The sequence below is a fragment of the Chryseobacterium sp. CP-77 genome, assembly GCF_036362765.1.
Classification (GTDB): Bacteria; Bacteroidota; Bacteroidia; order Flavobacteriales; family Weeksellaceae; genus Chryseobacterium; species Chryseobacterium cupriresistens.
The window spans coordinates 1,334,959-1,352,068 of sequence record NZ_CP143637.1; the positions used below are offsets into that span (position 1 = coordinate 1,334,959).

13 protein-coding genes are annotated in these 17,110 nt (G+C 32.9%); 7 read left to right on the plus strand and 6 right to left on the minus strand.

Annotated elements, in window-relative coordinates:
* Positions 1-69: 69 nt before the first annotated feature.
* Positions 70-477, minus strand: coding sequence for a 5-fold beta-flower protein (locus V0410_RS05960; RefSeq protein WP_330746714.1), 408 nt, complete (start codon positions 475-477; stop codon positions 70-72).
* A 145-nt stretch (positions 478-622) separates the two neighbouring features.
* On the opposite strand from V0410_RS05960, the gene V0410_RS05965 reads away from it, so the two are divergent.
* Complete coding sequence (locus V0410_RS05965; RefSeq protein ID WP_330746715.1) at positions 623-1,108, plus strand: hypothetical protein; 486 nt, start codon at positions 623-625, stop codon at positions 1,106-1,108.
* Between the two features lie 179 nt (positions 1,109-1,287).
* Here the strand turns inward: V0410_RS05965 and V0410_RS05970 are convergent, their stop codons facing one another.
* From V0410_RS05970 to V0410_RS05980, 3 genes are read right to left on the minus strand one after another with little or no spacing between them, the layout of a single operon-like run.
* Positions 1,288-1,620, minus strand: coding sequence for a helix-turn-helix domain-containing protein (locus V0410_RS05970; protein WP_330746716.1), 333 nt, complete (start codon positions 1,618-1,620; stop codon positions 1,288-1,290).
* A complete protein-coding gene (locus V0410_RS05975; protein ID WP_330746717.1) occupies positions 1,599-2,015 on the minus strand; it encodes a transposase in 417 nt (138 codons plus the stop codon). The genes V0410_RS05970 and V0410_RS05975 overlap by 22 nt, the downstream gene beginning before the upstream one ends.
* Before the next feature lie 37 nt (positions 2,016-2,052).
* On the minus strand, positions 2,053-2,520 hold the full coding sequence (locus V0410_RS05980) for a hypothetical protein (protein ID WP_330746718.1): 468 nt from the start codon (positions 2,518-2,520) through the stop codon (positions 2,053-2,055).
* Between the two features lie 481 nt (positions 2,521-3,001).
* On the opposite strand from V0410_RS05980, the gene V0410_RS05985 reads away from it, so the two are divergent.
* Together V0410_RS05985 and V0410_RS05990 are read left to right on the plus strand one after the other, a co-directional pair.
* The gene (locus V0410_RS05985; RefSeq protein WP_330746719.1) at positions 3,002-6,010 is read left to right on the plus strand and encodes a ligand-binding sensor domain-containing protein; all 3,009 of its coding nucleotides are present in this window, start codon (positions 3,002-3,004) and stop codon (positions 6,008-6,010) included.
* Complete coding sequence (locus tag V0410_RS05990) at positions 6,003-6,641, plus strand: response regulator transcription factor (protein ID WP_330746720.1); 639 nt, start codon at positions 6,003-6,005, stop codon at positions 6,639-6,641. The genes V0410_RS05985 and V0410_RS05990 overlap by 8 nt, the downstream gene beginning before the upstream one ends.
* A 176-nt stretch (positions 6,642-6,817) precedes the next feature.
* Here the strand turns inward: V0410_RS05990 and V0410_RS05995 are convergent, their stop codons facing one another.
* Positions 6,818-7,948 (minus strand): hypothetical protein, encoded by a 1,131-nt coding sequence (locus V0410_RS05995; RefSeq protein WP_330746721.1) that lies wholly within the window; start codon positions 7,946-7,948, stop codon positions 6,818-6,820.
* Between the two features lie 1,194 nt (positions 7,949-9,142).
* On the opposite strand from V0410_RS05995, the gene V0410_RS06000 reads away from it, so the two are divergent.
* From V0410_RS06000 to V0410_RS06010, 3 genes are all read left to right on the plus strand, one after another.
* Positions 9,143-12,130, plus strand: coding sequence for a ligand-binding sensor domain-containing protein (locus V0410_RS06000; RefSeq protein WP_330746722.1), 2,988 nt, complete (start codon positions 9,143-9,145; stop codon positions 12,128-12,130).
* Positions 12,123-12,758, plus strand: a complete 636-nt coding sequence (locus V0410_RS06005) for a response regulator transcription factor (RefSeq protein WP_330746723.1) — start codon at positions 12,123-12,125, stop codon at positions 12,756-12,758. The genes V0410_RS06000 and V0410_RS06005 overlap by 8 nt, the downstream gene beginning before the upstream one ends.
* A gap of 824 nt (positions 12,759-13,582) precedes the next feature.
* Positions 13,583-14,872, plus strand: coding sequence for a reprolysin-like metallopeptidase (locus V0410_RS06010; protein WP_330746724.1), 1,290 nt, complete (start codon positions 13,583-13,585; stop codon positions 14,870-14,872).
* 99 nt (positions 14,873-14,971) lie between these two features.
* Here V0410_RS06010 and V0410_RS06015 read toward each other — a convergent pair whose 3' ends face one another.
* Positions 14,972-15,148: a hypothetical protein gene (locus V0410_RS06015; RefSeq protein ID WP_330746725.1), complete on the minus strand. Its 177-nt coding sequence runs from the start codon at positions 15,146-15,148 to the stop codon at positions 14,972-14,974.
* Between the two features lie 277 nt (positions 15,149-15,425).
* On the opposite strand from V0410_RS06015, the gene V0410_RS06020 reads away from it, so the two are divergent.
* On the plus strand, positions 15,426-17,099 hold the full coding sequence (locus V0410_RS06020) for an SGNH/GDSL hydrolase family protein (RefSeq protein WP_330746726.1): 1,674 nt from the start codon (positions 15,426-15,428) through the stop codon (positions 17,097-17,099).
* The last annotated feature ends 11 nt before the right edge of the window (positions 17,100-17,110 follow it).

Sequence of the window (17,110 nt, forward strand, 5' to 3'; positions counted from 1 at the left end):
GGCTGATCATAGATAAAGAAACAATTTTTATGAGAAAATAGTGAAAGCAGGCCCTTATCATCATTTTTTCTACATCTTAAAAAAGAAATAAACCACCGCAACCCATTCTTTTTTTATACCATGAGCGTAGCCTATTGTGCTGCGGCTGGCATTTTCAACGGTTCCATCCTCTTTAATATACCCCAGAGTAGAGCGGCTGCTATTTTCTACTGTTCCATCTTCCTTTACATATCCCACTGTGGAACGGCTTTTATTTTCAATAGTTCCATCGTTTCTGATATAGCCAATTGTAGAACGGCTGCGGTCTTCAATAGTACCGTCACTCCTGATATAACCTACGGTAGAATGGCTGCTGTTCTCAATCGTTCCGTCACTTTTAATATATCCTAAGGTGCTTCGGCTGGCGGATTCAATGGTTTGTGCCTTTGTCAGTATCATGCCTGGTACTGTGATCATTAAAAATAGTATTTTTTTCATCCCTTTTTAAAGTTTTACCTCATTGTAAGTTAAGATTCTCTTTTTAATTTTCTAAACAATTTTAAAACTAATTTAAATCATAAAGCAAAAGCATTCGATACATTTCTTTTTTATTATTTTTACTCATTATAAATAAAAATAATACATGAAAAAATTCGTACTTACGGGAATAGTTATTACAGGAGGCTTTCTAACAGCAAAAGCACAGTGCAAGCCGGTGGCCTCTCTTGCAGAAAGTTTTGATACATGGAAAGATATCCATAAATGCTGGACTGCCCAATCCGGGAAAGCGATGCTTTATGCGAGTGACAAGAGAATTATATTCTACTCCATGAGCAATCCGGGAGAAAATATGTCTCTGGTAACTCCCGAAATTAAAGCCGGAACCTATACGCTGTCTCTTGACCTTTCTGATAACGGAGGAGAAACAACATTAGAACTTTTTTCAGTAGATAATCCTTCTGATATAAAGACCTATACGACAATTACCAAACCTTCCAAAATAACTGGAGAGAAAAAAACATTTACGGTTTCTTTGAAGAAAGATTCACATTTAGGGTTGAAAGTCATGCTGAACGGAGTACATCAGGCTGTTTATATGGATAACTTGTCTCTACAGGCAAAGAAATAGATGCAGGATAAAGCCTAAAGATTATCAACAACAGAGCTTACCATTTGACAATAAAAGCCTCCAATAGCTATTATTCAAAAAAAAACAGCTCATATCAAAATGTAAAAACTTAGAGTGGAATTTTCACTCTAAGTTTTCTATTTCTAGTTGTTAAGAACGCAGTAATTACCATACACAGATTATAATAAGAAAATACGTCTCCATTTTGTAACAGTATTTCGGCTTAATTTAAAATGTCTGGCTAGCTGGCTGTTATTTAGTTTATGCTTTTTTTGATAGGTAAGTATTTCAAAAATAGTCTCTTTATCATAAGATTTGAATTTTTGGTTCTCGGATAACCTGTCAACAAAAATAATATTATTAACTTTCAACACATCAGATAAAGTCATGGATTCTTTTGACAGATATTGCTTTACATTTTCCCATTTATCAGGGCATTTGGACTTGATGAAATCATGATAAATCTTTTTATAATCAGGGCCTGTATTTATTATCTGTATTTGCTTATCCATTTATTTAATGTTGACTTGGGAATTCCGTAGTGATTAATGATTTCCTTAGTAGTTTTTTGTTTATTTTCTAAAAGTTCCATCATATAATCTATGATTTCTCTGGTATATAAACTTTTGCGAAACTGAGGCAGTTTTGATTGTACTCCGTTTTTATTTTGGCTGGCAATGGGAGCGTATAATATTAAATGATGGGAATAGAGACGAAAAAAGTCATATTTCAATAATTTTGACCATTTAAGAAGTATCTCCACATCTAATGATTTCTTAGAATACATTTCCAGAATCTCATTTTCTGTTGAATGTAAGAATCTGCAGATCCTGTTCATAGTAATATCCTGTTCATTGACAAGTTCATATACCAAAGCACCGATATGAATGTCTTTCAAATTTTCCATCTTAAACTAATTTATCTGTCTTTAAAAAGCAATTTTTTTATAAGAAGTAAGTTCCTGTTCTATCTTTCATTAAATTGTTGGATATATCTTTTAAAAGCTGATTGACTTCATTCTCACTACAAAACGTGATATCAATATTTTTTCTTAATATTCTTCCTGAAGAATTCAAAAAAAGAAGGATTAAGTATTTTCTAAAAGTCTGTTCCTTTATTTCAATTCTTACAATTTTCTTTTGCGCCGTTTCTAAAACAAAACTTTTTCCTCTGTTTGAAGGCCATTGATAGCTTTTGATGGAAATCATCTTTCCGGAATGCTCATATTCGAATATAAACCGGTTCTTTAAGAATCCATATACGAGTACCAGCAAAGTCATAAAAGAAAAAATTTTTAAAGTAAGGATGTATTCCAGATACATGAGAATACCAATGCACAAAAAAAGCAGTGCCAACGCAGCTAAGTGAACAGTCATATAATGATCTACTCTTTTTTTATTATTTATTTTCATCACTCTTTAATTATCAAAATTGTGTCTATTATTATTTATTTTCTCTGACCTGGCAGCCATGCTATCAAAAAACTTTATGTTATAATTTTAATCATACTTAATTTTCTATTTACATTCATTCACTTATTACTCCTCTTTTGTTTTTTAAGACAAACAGACTTCATTCATAATTTAATCAGTCAAAACATATTATTTCTTTTAAAATCATAAATAAAAAAATCTCAGTTTAGTGAAATATATACAGAATTTTGTTTAAAAAATTTGAGAATTTATTTAACTTTCAGCTGTTAAAGAAAGCATTAAAATCAACAACGCAAATATCTGACAATCTTATAAAAACGTAAAATAATCCATGTAAAAATAGATTAGCAATATTGTAATTTTTAATTGTGTATCATGTAGTTTTTAAATGACATTTAATTCTTTCAACAATGATTTATTTTTACTACATTTATAATTATTCAATCTAATAAAAACACAAATGCATCAACTCCCTTTACTGTCTCGTACAGCACTTATAGTGTTACTATTATTCTGGATACAACTTTGTGATGGCCAGCAGGCAGCTTCTGTATGGTATGACACGGATAACGGCCTTCCCCAGAATAGTGTAAAAGATATTATGAAAGATAAATACGGATTTATATGGCTGAGTACAGAAAACGGGTTAGTGCGCTATGATGGATATAATTTTGTTGCCTATAATCATCTTAATCTTAAAAACAACAGATTTACTTCTTTTTTTGGAAGTATCGAAAAAGATTCCATTTATAATTCTACAGCTTATACTGAAAACATTGTTGTATTGTCCAAAAGAAATGTGAGTGCTTTCCATCATATGAACAGCTACACTAAAAAAATACTGAATGAAAGCAGGTTATATGGATTATTTGTAAAAAACGGAACTCCTGAAAAAATAGATCATAAAAACTTCTTCCTTTATTTTGACAAAAAGAACTCCTATCATCTGTTTAATAATGGAACTATACAGTATAATGATAAAAAGACCGCATCAATAAAGGAGCTGCATAAGCATTATATCGCCGATACTTTTTGTTTTGGACAAGATATTTTTATTATCCACAAGAAATTAAAAAAAATCATTAAAATTTCGTCCGGGCAAGCCAGTTATTTAAGTGCTTCAGAGATTTTCTTCCGGAAACATGTCAAAGTATACTGGAGCCAAATCAACAATCAATGTTTTATCTTTCATCATAATTCATTGTATAAGGTCTCCTATCAAAACAATGAGATCGGATTAAAAAAAATGATAGACTATAATCTCAATGAGAATTCTTTAGCATCTGTTTATCATGATGAGGTTAATAATAAATTATATCTTGGAACATTATCGGACGGGTTAAATGTAGTAAAGTTTAATAATTTTCGTGTAGCCAACCGGTCAAACAAATCTTATGAAAATATTTTTTATTCTATACTTCCTTTTGAAAATGATAAAGTAATTACTTCATCAGGAGATGTATACAATAAAGACGGGCTGGTAAAACAGTATTATTTTAACACTACAAGCAAATATTTTTTATTTTATGATTCACAAAAAAATATTTTTGTTCAAAATGGTATTTCACTGCTTCGTTTTTTCAAAAATTCCGGTTACTCAAAACATGAGTCCTTATATTTCACGAAAACAGCACCTTATGTTTTCAATGTCAATCACTGCTATGCTATCACGTTTCACCTGCCTTCATTACAATCAAAACTTTGCTTTTATAAAGATTCTGTCTTCAAAAAGCCGTTTTTACAATTTTCAATTCCCAATATCGTTACATCGGTTCAGGAGCTGAGTAATGATCAATGGCTGGTAGGAACCAGGGATGCTTTGTATTCGATTGAAGGTCCATCATTTATTCTTAAAAAGGTTTCTTCCGATCCGTTACATGTAAGAGAAATTACCAAAACAAAGGATGGAAATTTTTGGATCATGACTCAGGGAAATGGCTTCTTTCTATATAAAAAAGGCCAGCTCATTAAAATGCCTGAAGATAAAAACGGACATCTTTCATTTTCGCACACTATTCTGGAAGACAAAAACGGTTTTCTCTGGATCAGCACCAATAATGGTTTATTCAAGGTACTGAAAAATAACCTGATGCAGTATTCTCAAAACAATAAAATCTCACCTAACTATTACCGGTACAGCAAAGAAGACGGCTTTAATACCAATGAATTCAACGGAGGATGCGCTCCAGGTGCTGCAGCCCTTCCCAATGGATATTTTGTATTTCCTTCCATCAAAGGGCTGGTATTTTTTGATCCTGAAAAAATAAAAAGCTATTACCCTAACAACTTTTTTTTGGAAAGGGTTATATTTTATGATTCCAAAAGCACTATAAAAAGACAGAATATTAATCTGGAAAACAATTTTTATAAAGCGGTTATTTTAGTAGATGTACCCTATTATGCTAACAGGGCTAATCTCGTTATCGAAGGAAAGCTGAAAGGTTCTAAGAACGAAAAATGGGAAAGGATAAGCAGTGATGGCAAATATTATATCTCAAACCTGGATCCGGGCCAATATCAGCTTATGGTGAGGGTATTGACCTCACCGAAAGGAAAATACATCTATAAAACCATTAATATTAATGTAAAATACCTGTTTCATCAAACCCCTATTTTTAAGTTCTTTATCCTTTTATTATTGTCTCTTATTGCATTTACATTCTTTAAAATATGGATAAAAAGACAGAAACAGAAAAAAAGAAAACTTGAAAGAATTATTGCTATCAGAACCCGGAAACTGTCACAGACAGTTTCAAAACTGGAATACACCAAGGAACAGCTCCGAAAAGAGAGTGTACAGCAGAAAAAACTATTGGAAACAATAAGCCATGACATCATTACACCCGTAAAATATTTATCTATTACAGCCCAAAAGCTGTATGAGACAGACGAACATGACCGCTATATACAAAAGAAATATTTCGAAAGCTTCTACACCTCTTCTTTAGAGTTTTACAATTTCGTGAAAACGCTGAAGGAATATGCCGAAATTTATAATATTTCTGAAAAAAATGAAATCTATAATATTTACGAGGTGGTAGAAACTAAAAAAGCCCTTTTTGAAGGTGCGGCCAAAGAACAAAATACTCTTATTATCAACAATATTAAAAATCCGACTTATTCGAAAAACAATCAGAATGTGATCGCTGTTATCATTCATAATCTCATAGATAATGCGGTTAAAAATACCACTAATGGAGTTATAGAACTTTCTACTATTGAAGATAGCAGGACCTTTTTTCTGGAGGTGAAAGATACGGGTAAAGGAATGAGCAGAGAACAGATGAACTATTATGTGAAAATTCAGGATAATATTGAAAATGAAAAGCTTGTTTTACAAAAATACAGTTTAGGATTACATCTTATCCTCCAGCTGCTTATGATGATTAATGGTAAAATTGAATTTAAAAATAATATCCCCAACGGAACAATCGTATCAATTAAAATAAAAAAACAAAGAGATGACTAAAAAAATTATTATTGCCGATGATCACTTCGTAGTAAGATTAGGCACTACCCTGATTTTGGAATCCCACTACAAAGATGTAAAAGTTTCCTGTGCAGAATCCTATAGGGATCTCACAGAAAGATTATATGCAGAGCCTTTTGACCTGCTGATTCTGGATATCAATATGCCAGAAAGCAAATATTTGAGCATGATCGGTGAAATAAAATCGATACAGCCCAATCTTAAAATCCTTGTTTTTTCGGTATATGACAATGATATTGCCGTACAATATATCATTGAAGGTGCTGATGGATATATTAATAAATTATCAGATGAAAATAATATCCTGGAAGCTGTTCAGCAAATTTTTGACACCGGAACTTATTATTCCCCGGATATTGTAAAAAAACTCGTTTCATCTGCCAAAAAGGACACTCCCATCAACCCCCTTGAAATATTATCAGAAAGGGAAAAGGAAATATTTGACCTGCTGGTGAAAGGATATGGAAATATTGAAATATCCAACGAACTCAATCTTCACCTTTCTACCGTGAGTACTTATAAAGCAAGAGTTTATAAAAAACTCAACATTAAAAACACTGTTGATCTGGTACGGTTAGGAGATAAAAACCAGACCCACAAACCTAAATAAGCTCCCGATAGGTAATGATCCCAAAGAAAGATCAGCTGAAGGATATATTGAGCAGATAAAAAAAACGGAATGTTTATTCCGTTTTTTTTATTGTATTTTAATAACTTACACAATACAGGGATAGTATCTTTTTTTATATTCTTTCAGAATAGTAAAATAGTAAGACAATTGCATTGCTATTTTTTTGATTTAATTTTCTTTTGTAATTTTTGAGTCAAGGTAAATAGCTTATTAATTTGTTCTTTTTGCAAGTCAATTTGTTTTTGCTGTTCTATGACATGTAAATACAATTCTTCTACTTTTTCCAGCGTTTGGGTTGATAATCGGGTAATATCAAAAGAATATCCATCTTTTGTTTTCTCTAACTCTTTAATAGAAGTTACCCCAGGTAAATGCTTATTATCCTGAATAAACTTTTCTGTCTCATAAATAGTTGAGAATTTATAATTTGAATTAATATTTGAGACCCCGTTAAAATACTTATCAAATACATAATCCGGATAAGTGACTGTTGTTGTTGCAATACTTCCATTTACTTTTAATTTCACCCCTGGGGTAAAGGTTGTACTGGCATATCCAACACCAACATTTGCGGCAAAAAAAGAATTTCCATCCGGTGCAATACGGAGTTGTTCACTACCAGAATCTCCGCCGACAGGTGTTGTAATAAATAAAATACCACTGGGCACCGAAGTATAAGCTGTTCCTATTGATAAACTTGTACTGTTTCCTGCAGCCTTGATTTGTGCTGCTGAGTTGGTATCTGTAAAAATATGCATACTTGGATTGCCTCCATTCGTTAAGGATATTGTTGCTCTGGTACCAGATCCGGAATCCTGGATAATACCAAGGCCTACACTATTATTAATGGTTGTCGTTTGTTGATTCACAAATTTCAGATCCTTTCCATTTTGGGAAACCGTTCTGTTATTGGTAAGAGTACCATCTGCATTATAAATATTATTATAGATCAGTTTTCGCCATACCGTACCATCAAAATAATAATACCCAATCCCATCAATATTCACTCTTGGCCCGCTATTATCACCCGTTGAGATATCTGTAATAAATATCAATGCTCCTTTTTGGTCTGCTCCATAAAGAGCATCTCCTTTAGCAGAAAGCTGTGCCCGAGTAAGTCGTGGTGCCTGAAGTCCGTCAGGATCAGCAGCGCCCAGTTTTCCATTGACATCCAATGTGGAGTTAGGAGTTGAAGTATTAATACCTACACCTGCCGTCTGTGCAAAAACGCCAGCAGAAGTTACCAACAGGGTTACTGTTAATAAAGTTGTTACATTTTTTTTCATTGTTTTTATATTAGTGTTTAAATTTTTTCTGAAGTGGATCATACGAGATAAGCCGGCACATATGACTCTTATGTCAACTTGTGCGCTATCAGTATAAAAAAGAAATATCTGTTTGCTTAAAAGATAGAATAGAAAAGGCTTTTTGCTTAAGTATGAACAAAAAGAATAAAATTTTTACAGAGGCTTTATAACCTTAGATAAATGTATTGTTTTATAGGATTTTTTTCTACTTTCTGAAGTTTAAATATATTTTATTATTATTCCATTTGCATTTTTATCATTATTGATTGCACAATTCTTATATCTTAGAATTGAACCGTTTATTTTAATGATGGTACAAATTTAATATATGAGATCTAAAAAGCTGAACTACTTTATGTAAAAACAAATCGTCACTTGTGTAGTATTACATCTTGTTTATGTAGTTTAAAATTTACAAATATCTGTAAATGCTTCCAATATAAATAAACTGACAACCGATGCCATACTGCCCGCCCCGCTGATGATATAATGCAGAAGAAAACGAATACCAGGATTTTCATTCGTCCTGGATAAAAATAAGCTTACGCAAACAATTCACCATCGTCTCAGGCTTCTCATTACATACACTTTTCTTTCAGAAACTCTCTTTCTGTCAAAAGTTCTATTATCAATAGATCACATTTACTATTTTTTATAAAATAGAAATGAAAATTTAAAACACTTACTGAAGACTGACAATTAAAATTGCATTATATGTAGTTTTATAACTACAGGTTTAAAAAACGCTTATAGAGAACATTTATGTACTTTTGCAAAAGCTATGTAATTAATATTATATTGACAAAAATAATAGAGCGTTACTATCAAATTTTTAAGGGACTCTCCCCTTTAAATATAAAAATCAGCTAATTATTCTTCTGATATTGATTGATTTTATTTTATGACCAGTGTCATTTATTTTATCAGAGTATCAAAAACTATTCAACAGAATATCAAAACAGATAAGTACAGAACATTAAAGAATACAAAGTTTACCAAGTATTTGATTAATATCTGCAGCTTACTCTGAAAGCCTTAGAAATTGATGTAATGATCATTTTAAATGTAAAAGCATCTGGTTTTAAAATGACCCTCAACATTTCTACCTGCTTTTAAAATTGCTGATTCTTACAATTTTATACCATGAATACTTTATAATGACAAGTATTAAAAATGTTTTATAAACAACTTATATTTCTGTTTTTCATCAGTATACAGCTGTATTACAGCCAGCAGCCGGCTTCGGTTTGGTATGATACAGATAAAGGACTTCCTCAGAATAGTGTAAAGGATATTACCAGGGATAAGTATGGATTTATCTGGATCAGCACAGAAAATGGATTGGTACGTTATGACGGAAATAATTTTGTCACCTATAATCATCTTAATTTTAAAAATAACAGATTCACTTCTTTTTTTGGAAACGCAAAGAAAGATACTATTTATATTACAACCGCTTTTGATGAGAATATCGCGTTGATATCTAAAAGAAATGTGAGTATCCTGAGCCACCAGCAGGGCTGCCTTCAAAGAGTATTACGGGAAAGCAGATCGAACCTTATTTTTACCAAGAATACAATAGACGATAAGTTTGAAGATGAAGATTTCTTTATTTATTTTGGTAAAAACAACTATTATCATTTGTTGCATGACGGAACAATACAATACAGGAATAACAAAATTAAAACGCTGAACAATCTTTGTAAAAACTATATCTCAGATACATTTTGTTTTGACAAGACGATTTTTATCATTTGCAGATCTTTAAAAAAAATAATCAAAGTTTCTGCAAACCGGATTACTTACCTTGATGCACCTGAAGTATTTTTTAAGAATGATACAAAGGTTTACTGGAGCCAGATCAACAATCAATCTTTTATTATCCAGAATCATACATTGTACAGAATACATTATGAGTGTAATAGCTTTAGTTTAAAAAAATTAACAGATTATGACCTTAATAAAAATTCCCTATCTTCCATTTATCATGACGAAGTGAACAATAAGCTGTACCTTGGTACATTATCCGACGGATTGAATGTCATAAAATTCAACAATTTTCATGTTTCCAACAAATCAGATAAATCTTATGAAAATATATTTTATTCAATACTTCCTTTTGGAAATGATAAAGTAATAAATTCCTTAGGTGATGTATACAATGAAACCGGACTGGTAAAAAGGTATCATTTTAACACAACCAATCATTTTTTTTTGCTGTATGATACTGAACAGAATATTCTTGTTCAGCGCAGATCAGGCTTGGTACGTTTTTTTAAACAGTCTGATTATTCTAAAAGAGAAAATCTTGCTTTTAAAAATGAGCCCTCCCGTGCCTGGAAACTGAGAAATTATTGTATTGTAACGGTTCACAAGCCTATTTTAAAATCTACTCTTTCCTTTTATAAGGATTCCTGCTTTAAAAATCCTTTTTTGCAGTTTTCAATTCCCAATATCGTTACATCGGTTCAAGAGTTGAGTAATGATCAATGGCTGGTAGGAACCAGGGATGCTTTGTATTCAATAGAAGGTCCATTATTTATTCCAAAAAAAATTTCTTCCGATCCGTTACATGTAAGAGAAATTACCAAAACAAAGGATCGGAATCTTTGGATCATGACCCAGGGAAATGGCTTCTTTCTATATAAAAAAGGCCAGCTCATTAAAATGCCTGAAGATAAAAACGGATATCTGTTATTTTCGCACACCATTCTGGAAGACAAAAAAGGGTTTCTCTGGATCAGCACCAACAATGGCTTATTTAAGGTACTGAAAAGCAGCCTGCTGCAGTATTCCAAAGACAAAAAAACGTTGCCCAGCTATTACCGGTACAGTAAAGAAGACGGCTTTAATACCAATGAGTTCAACGGAGGATGCTCTCCGGGAGCTGCAGCCCTTCCCAATGGAAATTTTGTATTTCCCTCCATCAAAGGGCTGGTATTTTTTGATCCTGAAAAAATAAGAAGCTATTACCCTAACAACTTTTTTTTGGAAAGGGTTATATTTTATGATTCCAAAAGCAGTATAAACGGACAGAATATTAATCTGGAAAACAATTTTTATAAAGCGGTTATTTTAGTAGATGTTCCTTATTACGCTAACAGGGCTAATCTCGTTATCGAAGGAAAGCTGAACGGTTGTAAGAATGAAAAATGGGAAAGGGTTGGCAGTGATGGCAAATATTATATCTCAAACCTGGAGCCGGGCCAATATCAGCTTATGGTGAGGGTATTGACCTCACCGAAAGGGAAATATATCTATAAAACCATTAATATTAATGTAAAACACCTGTTTTATCAGACTCTTATTTTTAAATTCCTTGTTATTCTAGTAGTAGTCCTTATTGTATTTACTCTCATTAAAATAAGAATAAAAAGGCAGGAACAGAAAAAAAGAGAACTTGAAGAAATTATCGCCATAAGAACCCGGAAGCTATCACAGACAGTTTCAAAACTGGAATATACGAAGGAGCAGCTCCGAAAAGAGAGTATACAGCAGAAAAAACTATTGGAGACGATAAGCCATGACATCATTACTCCCATAAAGTTTTTATCCATTACAGCCCAAAAGCTTTATGAGACAGACGAGCACGACCATTATATACAAAAGAAACATTTTGAAAGTTTCTACAAATCTTCTGTAGAGTTTTACAATTTCGTGAAAACCCTGAAGGAATATGCAGAGATTTATAACGTCTGTGAAAAAAATGAGCAGTATAACGTCTACGAAGTTGTGGAAGCTAAAAAAGCTCTTTTTGAAGGTGCGGCCAAAGAACAAAACACTCTTATTATCAACAATATTAAAAATCCGACTTATTCGAAAAACAATCAGAATGTGATTGCTGTTATCATTCATAATCTCATAGACAATGCCATTAAAAATACCACCAATGGAGTCATAAAACTTTCTACCACGGAAGATTGCAGGACCTTTTTTCTGGAGGTAAAAGATACAGGTAAAGGAATGAGCAGTGAGCAGATGAACTATTATGAAAAACTGCAGGATAATATTGAAAATGAAAAGCTGGTTTTACAAAAATACAGTTTAGGATTACATCTTATTCTTCAGCTGCTTATGATGATCAATGGTAAAATTGAGTTCAAAAACAATATTCCTAAAGGAACTGTTGTGTCCATTAAAATTAAAAAAAAATATGACTAGAAAAATTATTATTGCCGACGATCACTTCGTAGTAAGATTAGGCACTACTCTGATTTTAGAATCACACTACAAAGACGTAAAAATTTCATATGCTGAATCCTACACGGAGCTCTCGGATAAGTTATATGCTGAACAATTCGACCTGCTAATTCTGGATATCAATATGCCGGAAAGCAAATATTTGAGCATGATCGGTGAAATAAAATCGATACAGCCCAATCTTAAAATCCTGGTTTTTTCAGTGTATGACAATGATATTGCCGTACAATATGTCATTGAAGGTGCTGATGGGTATATTAATAAATTATCGGATGAAAATAATATCCTGGAAGCTGTTGAGCAAATTTTTGAAACCGGAACTTATTATTCCCCGGAAATTGTAAAAAAACTCGTTTCATCTGCCAAAAAGGACACTCCCATCAACCCCCTTGAAATATTATCAGAAAGGGAAAAGGAAATATTTAACCTGTTGGTGAAAGGGTATGGGAATATTGAAATATCCAACGAACTCAATCTTCATCTTTCTACGGTGAGCACGTATAAGGCAAGAATTTACAAGAAACTGAATATAAAAAACACCGTTGATCTGGTCCGGTTGGGAGACAGAAATCAGGCCTATAAAAAATAACCAATTGTATTTGTTTTAAACATGATGTGGGACTTTTAACAACCTTAAATCATTAAAAACCACAATAAAAACCGTCAAACATGTCATTAAATAACTACATCTCTCATCACTTTTTAAGCGAAATTATTGTATAGCTTTGCTTCAGGAAATGAACCTTTATGAGCATGAGACAAAATGATAAAAATATACTAATCTATAACCTGGATGTAAGGTTTCAAATAGGCATTCATTCTATTTAGCTGCCTGTATTTTTACGATGATACAGGATTAAGATGGGCTCATTGAGCCCATCTTTTTTATTCTACCCAAAATCAAAACTACTTGTAAGGCTATTTATAACTGCATTGATGTGGTTTAATATCTACAATTTATATTTCTTATTCCTAAGCTATTTCAATAGCTTTGTCAAACATTAAATTGTTTATGTATACTTTACTGTTAATACTCAAAGTAAATAAAAGTTAGAAGGACTTCTTTAAGTATAAAAAATATATCCACATGGTCAATTTCCGATTTTTAATACTATTGCATTATTCATAATACTAAATTTCATCATTTAAGCCTTATGGTATTGAAGTCGGAATAAGCCGGAAAACTTTTTAAGGATATAGTGTATTATTAGTATGTAAGTGTACAATGAAAGATGGGCGTTCTGCCCATCTTTCTTTTTTATCCCGTACCAACATATCCCTATATTCAATTCACTAAAAAACATGACAATCCTGCCCATTAATGTCTTCATAAGAGTAGTTTAATCTTTACGACTATCTTTTTTTATTCCATCATTAAGCAGCTAATTTTGTCACCAGTTAAAGAATTATATTATGAAAAAAATTATGATTTCAATGGCTTTTGTTGCCACTCTATTTGTTTCATGTCACAATGAAAACCTTGAAACAAGTTCTTCTGCTAACAAAGGTGTCGTAACCAATAATGGCAGTATGTACAAAATTTCAGAATTACCATTAATACCAGAGTTTGCAAAGCCTATTGAAAAAGAAGGAGAAGTAAGAAAGTTCGCCCTTATCAAGAATGATGGTACAAAACTCAATTTTGAACTTATAAGCAACAAAGCAACTCTTTTTGGAAAAATGAGAACGTTCATAGGAACAGTGAATACAAGGGGACAAAATAAAGAAAAAGCCATTATGATTGTTGGTAAAAATGGTTTTGATTTATTTTATACGGATCAGAATCAGGATTATAGACTGAAGGGTAATCAAGACCTCAATATTGGTTTGCAAAAAGGAAATCTGGGAATCAATCCTAATCACAGAAAACAGTTTCTGGCTTTGGCTCAGAAAAAAGGATTAGACGGTGGTCATTTATTACACGAAGCGAATAAAAAACCTGTAGATGATGATAAACGCTATGAGATAGCAGTGGAAAAGTCAAACTATTATTCCTTAATTAATGTAACAGCTACCTTACAGAAAAAAGGTTCAGGTAAAAATTATGGAAAATGTAATGTAAATTCTTTTCCCTTTCCCCCTTCTGAAAAATCATATAGCAAAAATTCAGGGTCTTTGCGTTCGTACAATATTGAGATCGCATTTATTGAAAGTGGCTTTGATTTTGATTCATCTTACGCAGCTCTCTTAACCTCACTTAAATCAGTAGATTTAGGATTTGAAAAAATCTTGCCGAATGTTACCCAATATCCAGGACGTCCTAATAATCCAGATTTCCCATTATCTGTAGAAGATGAATTGAATTATAACAATGCATTTTCTAAAGTATATAGTGCAAGTGAACAATTAAATAAACTTACAAATTGGATTGAAACTACAAAACCTCATAGCCCGGGAAAAGTAGTTCGGGTTGCTTTATATGAAAGTACATGGGATTCTTCTACATGGGGATTAGGTACTTTAGGCCTCGCATGGGTAAACCAATATAGATATAGTGGCAGTATTCAAAATAGTGGTCGTAAACGTTCATCATTGATAGTCTGTGATGATTATAGTACTACCTTAGCACATGAATGTGGCCATAATTTAGGAGCTACACATGTAGAAAGCAGCTCTGACGTGATGTATAAAAATGCCAATTATATCCATTCGCATTATGATGCAACCAACATTTCGAACATAAAAGGATCACTTACCTATTAATATCATATACGATACGACAGGATATAATCCGAACTTTATAAATAGTACATTGCAAAAAAGGATGAGCAGTTTTGTTCATCTTTTTTAATTTAACAATAACTAAATCTTGCTTATAATAAGGTAATAATTCAAGAGGTTTGCAAAACTTAATTCACTACAAAGCATCAATAATAATGTTTGCCAAAGCTCTAGTTTAGAAGGCAAGCTTACGATATAAACAGTATTTTTTGTAAGTCCTTGTGAAAGGCCAGCTTTTTGTTCCTTTTTCTTCTTCATCTCTCCCTAGAAAAGTTTAATTTTTTCAGACTCGACATTTCCGGTTTCCCTACTCTATTTCTTACCCATTATTCTAATTTTTGAGTTGATGTCAACAGATACAATTTTATTGCTTTACAACCCTATTAACTTTGTCAATTCCTTTAATTTATAACTACAAATATGTAGGTTTAAATGGACATAAAATATATGGGCCTCTTCCCTCAAAAAAATAAATTTGTGTATACAGAAACACATAGGATAGAAATACCTATCCGGTAATTTAATTTTCTTAATTATGATAGATCGAATAGTAATTTTAGGAGACAGTATGTCTGACTTCGGTATTAAAAAAAATACCATTATGGGTATGGTAGCAAGGGCTGCCGGTGCGATGCGTGTAAATGCGGTGGGACGTTTCAGCGACACAAAAAACTGGGCTGACTACATGTGGGAATGGTCTGGTGGTGAGAGTTTGATAGATGGTAAGGATAAGAAACAAGCTGATGCCTTAACGGCGAAACATATGTCCCTGAAAGAGTCAAATCATGGGAGCCCTGATAACAGATTATCATTCGTCAACTATGCAGTAGGCGGTGCAGTAGTGAATGAAAGGGAAAAACTGGCACACAAATTAGCACTGACAACTATACTGGAGCAAAAAGAAAAATATTTCAAAGAATTGGACAATGAGACGTCTAAAGCTAAAAATACGTTGCATATCGTCTGGATTGGTCTGAACGATACTGTTACCGATGGTAAAGACGCTTCGAAAATGAAGGCAATCGTTGATCAGATCAAAGGTATGACTGATGAAATTCGAGCTCGCGTTGCTAAGGACGGTGGCAAAGCCTATTTTATGGTGGTTAATAATCCTGCTCCTGAAGAAGCTGTGCGTTACACCCATGCAGATAAAGACCCTAAATTACGTGCAACAGTAGATAAGGCACAGGAAGCTACTTTGGAGTTTAACAAGCATCTCAAAGAAGCATTTCCCAATAAATATGATGATACGATGGTGGTTGATATGTATGAAGCACTTAAAACCAACTTGTATAATTTACGTCTCATAAAAGCAGCACAGCACCGCGGAAGAAAAGTACAATTCAACAAGCCGGAGGACAATATGGATACTTCACTTGCGAATACCCTGAAAGAATTTAAAGAAATATATAAGGATAAAGGAGGTAATGAAATATTTAATGAAATCCAGCCGCTTCTGGATAAAGCACATAAAAGTGATAATGAGATTAGACTTCACAGGGAAGTTGGTGATTTAATCATTAAGAAAATGGCTGAAGGTCACAAATCTGCTGAAAAGCTTGAAAGCATAAAGGCTGTTAAAAATGCATTAATGGCTACCGGAACATATCCGAGTCAGATCGAATTTGTAACAAAGTATTACCAGCAAATCAGACCCGAAAAACATCAGGCAGATATTGCGAAACTTCGCGGAGAACTTGACAAGGTATTTTCTGAGAATCTTGTCAAACAGCTAGATGATAATGTAAACATCTCCAACACAGGATTATATGATACAGTTGGTTCTATATTGAATGACGGACTCAATAAAGGAGGGCAGAACAGAGATAACAGTACTTTCAGAAAATTATTAGATAATGTTACCGCTAATAATCTTGGATTTGTAGCGACATCGGATGGGGCCCATCCTACTCAGGCAGCTTATAAAGCGATTGCTTTAACTATGGCCTCCCATCTTAATCAAGGCTTTTCTGTTTTGCCAAGTCCCGATTTTATAAAGAATGCACAGGATGCACTGGTTGAGGCTGAGATTTTTGAAAAAAAGGTAAATATTCCACTTAGCCGATCAAATGATATATCAGCTTATACCACTCCTACTGTGAAGGCAGATCCAAAGGCGGTTCTCGCTTCTGAAACGCTAAAACAGCAGCAGCAAAAGGAAATAAAACAAGAAAAGCCTAATACTAAGACGCATCATACCAGCCTTTAAAGTAAAAACGG

Bases quoted from the DNA above. Each gene is read 5' to 3' on its own strand.
- V0410_RS06010 (WP_330746724.1), top strand. From the start codon at position 13,583: ATGAAAAAAATTATGATTTCAATGGCTTTTGTTGCCACTCTATTTGTT.
- V0410_RS05960 (WP_330746714.1), bottom strand. From the start codon at position 477: ATGAAAAAAATACTATTTTTAATGATCACAGTACCAGGCATGATACTG.
- V0410_RS05985 (WP_330746719.1), top strand. From the start codon at position 3,002: ATGCATCAACTCCCTTTACTGTCTCGTACAGCACTTATAGTGTTACTA.
- V0410_RS06015 (WP_330746725.1), bottom strand. From the start codon at position 15,148: ATGAAGAAGAAAAAGGAACAAAAAGCTGGCCTTTCACAAGGACTTACA.
- V0410_RS05975 (WP_330746717.1), bottom strand. From the start codon at position 2,015: ATGGAAAATTTGAAAGACATTCATATCGGTGCTTTGGTATATGAACTT.
- V0410_RS05995 (WP_330746721.1), bottom strand. From the start codon at position 7,948: ATGAAAAAAAATGTAACAACTTTATTAACAGTAACCCTGTTGGTAACT.
- V0410_RS05980 (WP_330746718.1), bottom strand. From the start codon at position 2,520: ATGAAAATAAATAATAAAAAAAGAGTAGATCATTATATGACTGTTCAC.
- V0410_RS05990 (WP_330746720.1), top strand. From the start codon at position 6,003: ATGACTAAAAAAATTATTATTGCCGATGATCACTTCGTAGTAAGATTA.
- V0410_RS05965 (WP_330746715.1), top strand. From the start codon at position 623: ATGAAAAAATTCGTACTTACGGGAATAGTTATTACAGGAGGCTTTCTA.
- V0410_RS05970 (WP_330746716.1), bottom strand. From the start codon at position 1,620: ATGGATAAGCAAATACAGATAATAAATACAGGCCCTGATTATAAAAAG.
- V0410_RS06020 (WP_330746726.1), top strand. From the start codon at position 15,426: ATGATAGATCGAATAGTAATTTTAGGAGACAGTATGTCTGACTTCGGT.
- V0410_RS06005 (WP_330746723.1), top strand. From the start codon at position 12,123: ATGACTAGAAAAATTATTATTGCCGACGATCACTTCGTAGTAAGATTA.
- V0410_RS06000 (WP_330746722.1), top strand. From the start codon at position 9,143: ATGTTTTATAAACAACTTATATTTCTGTTTTTCATCAGTATACAGCTG.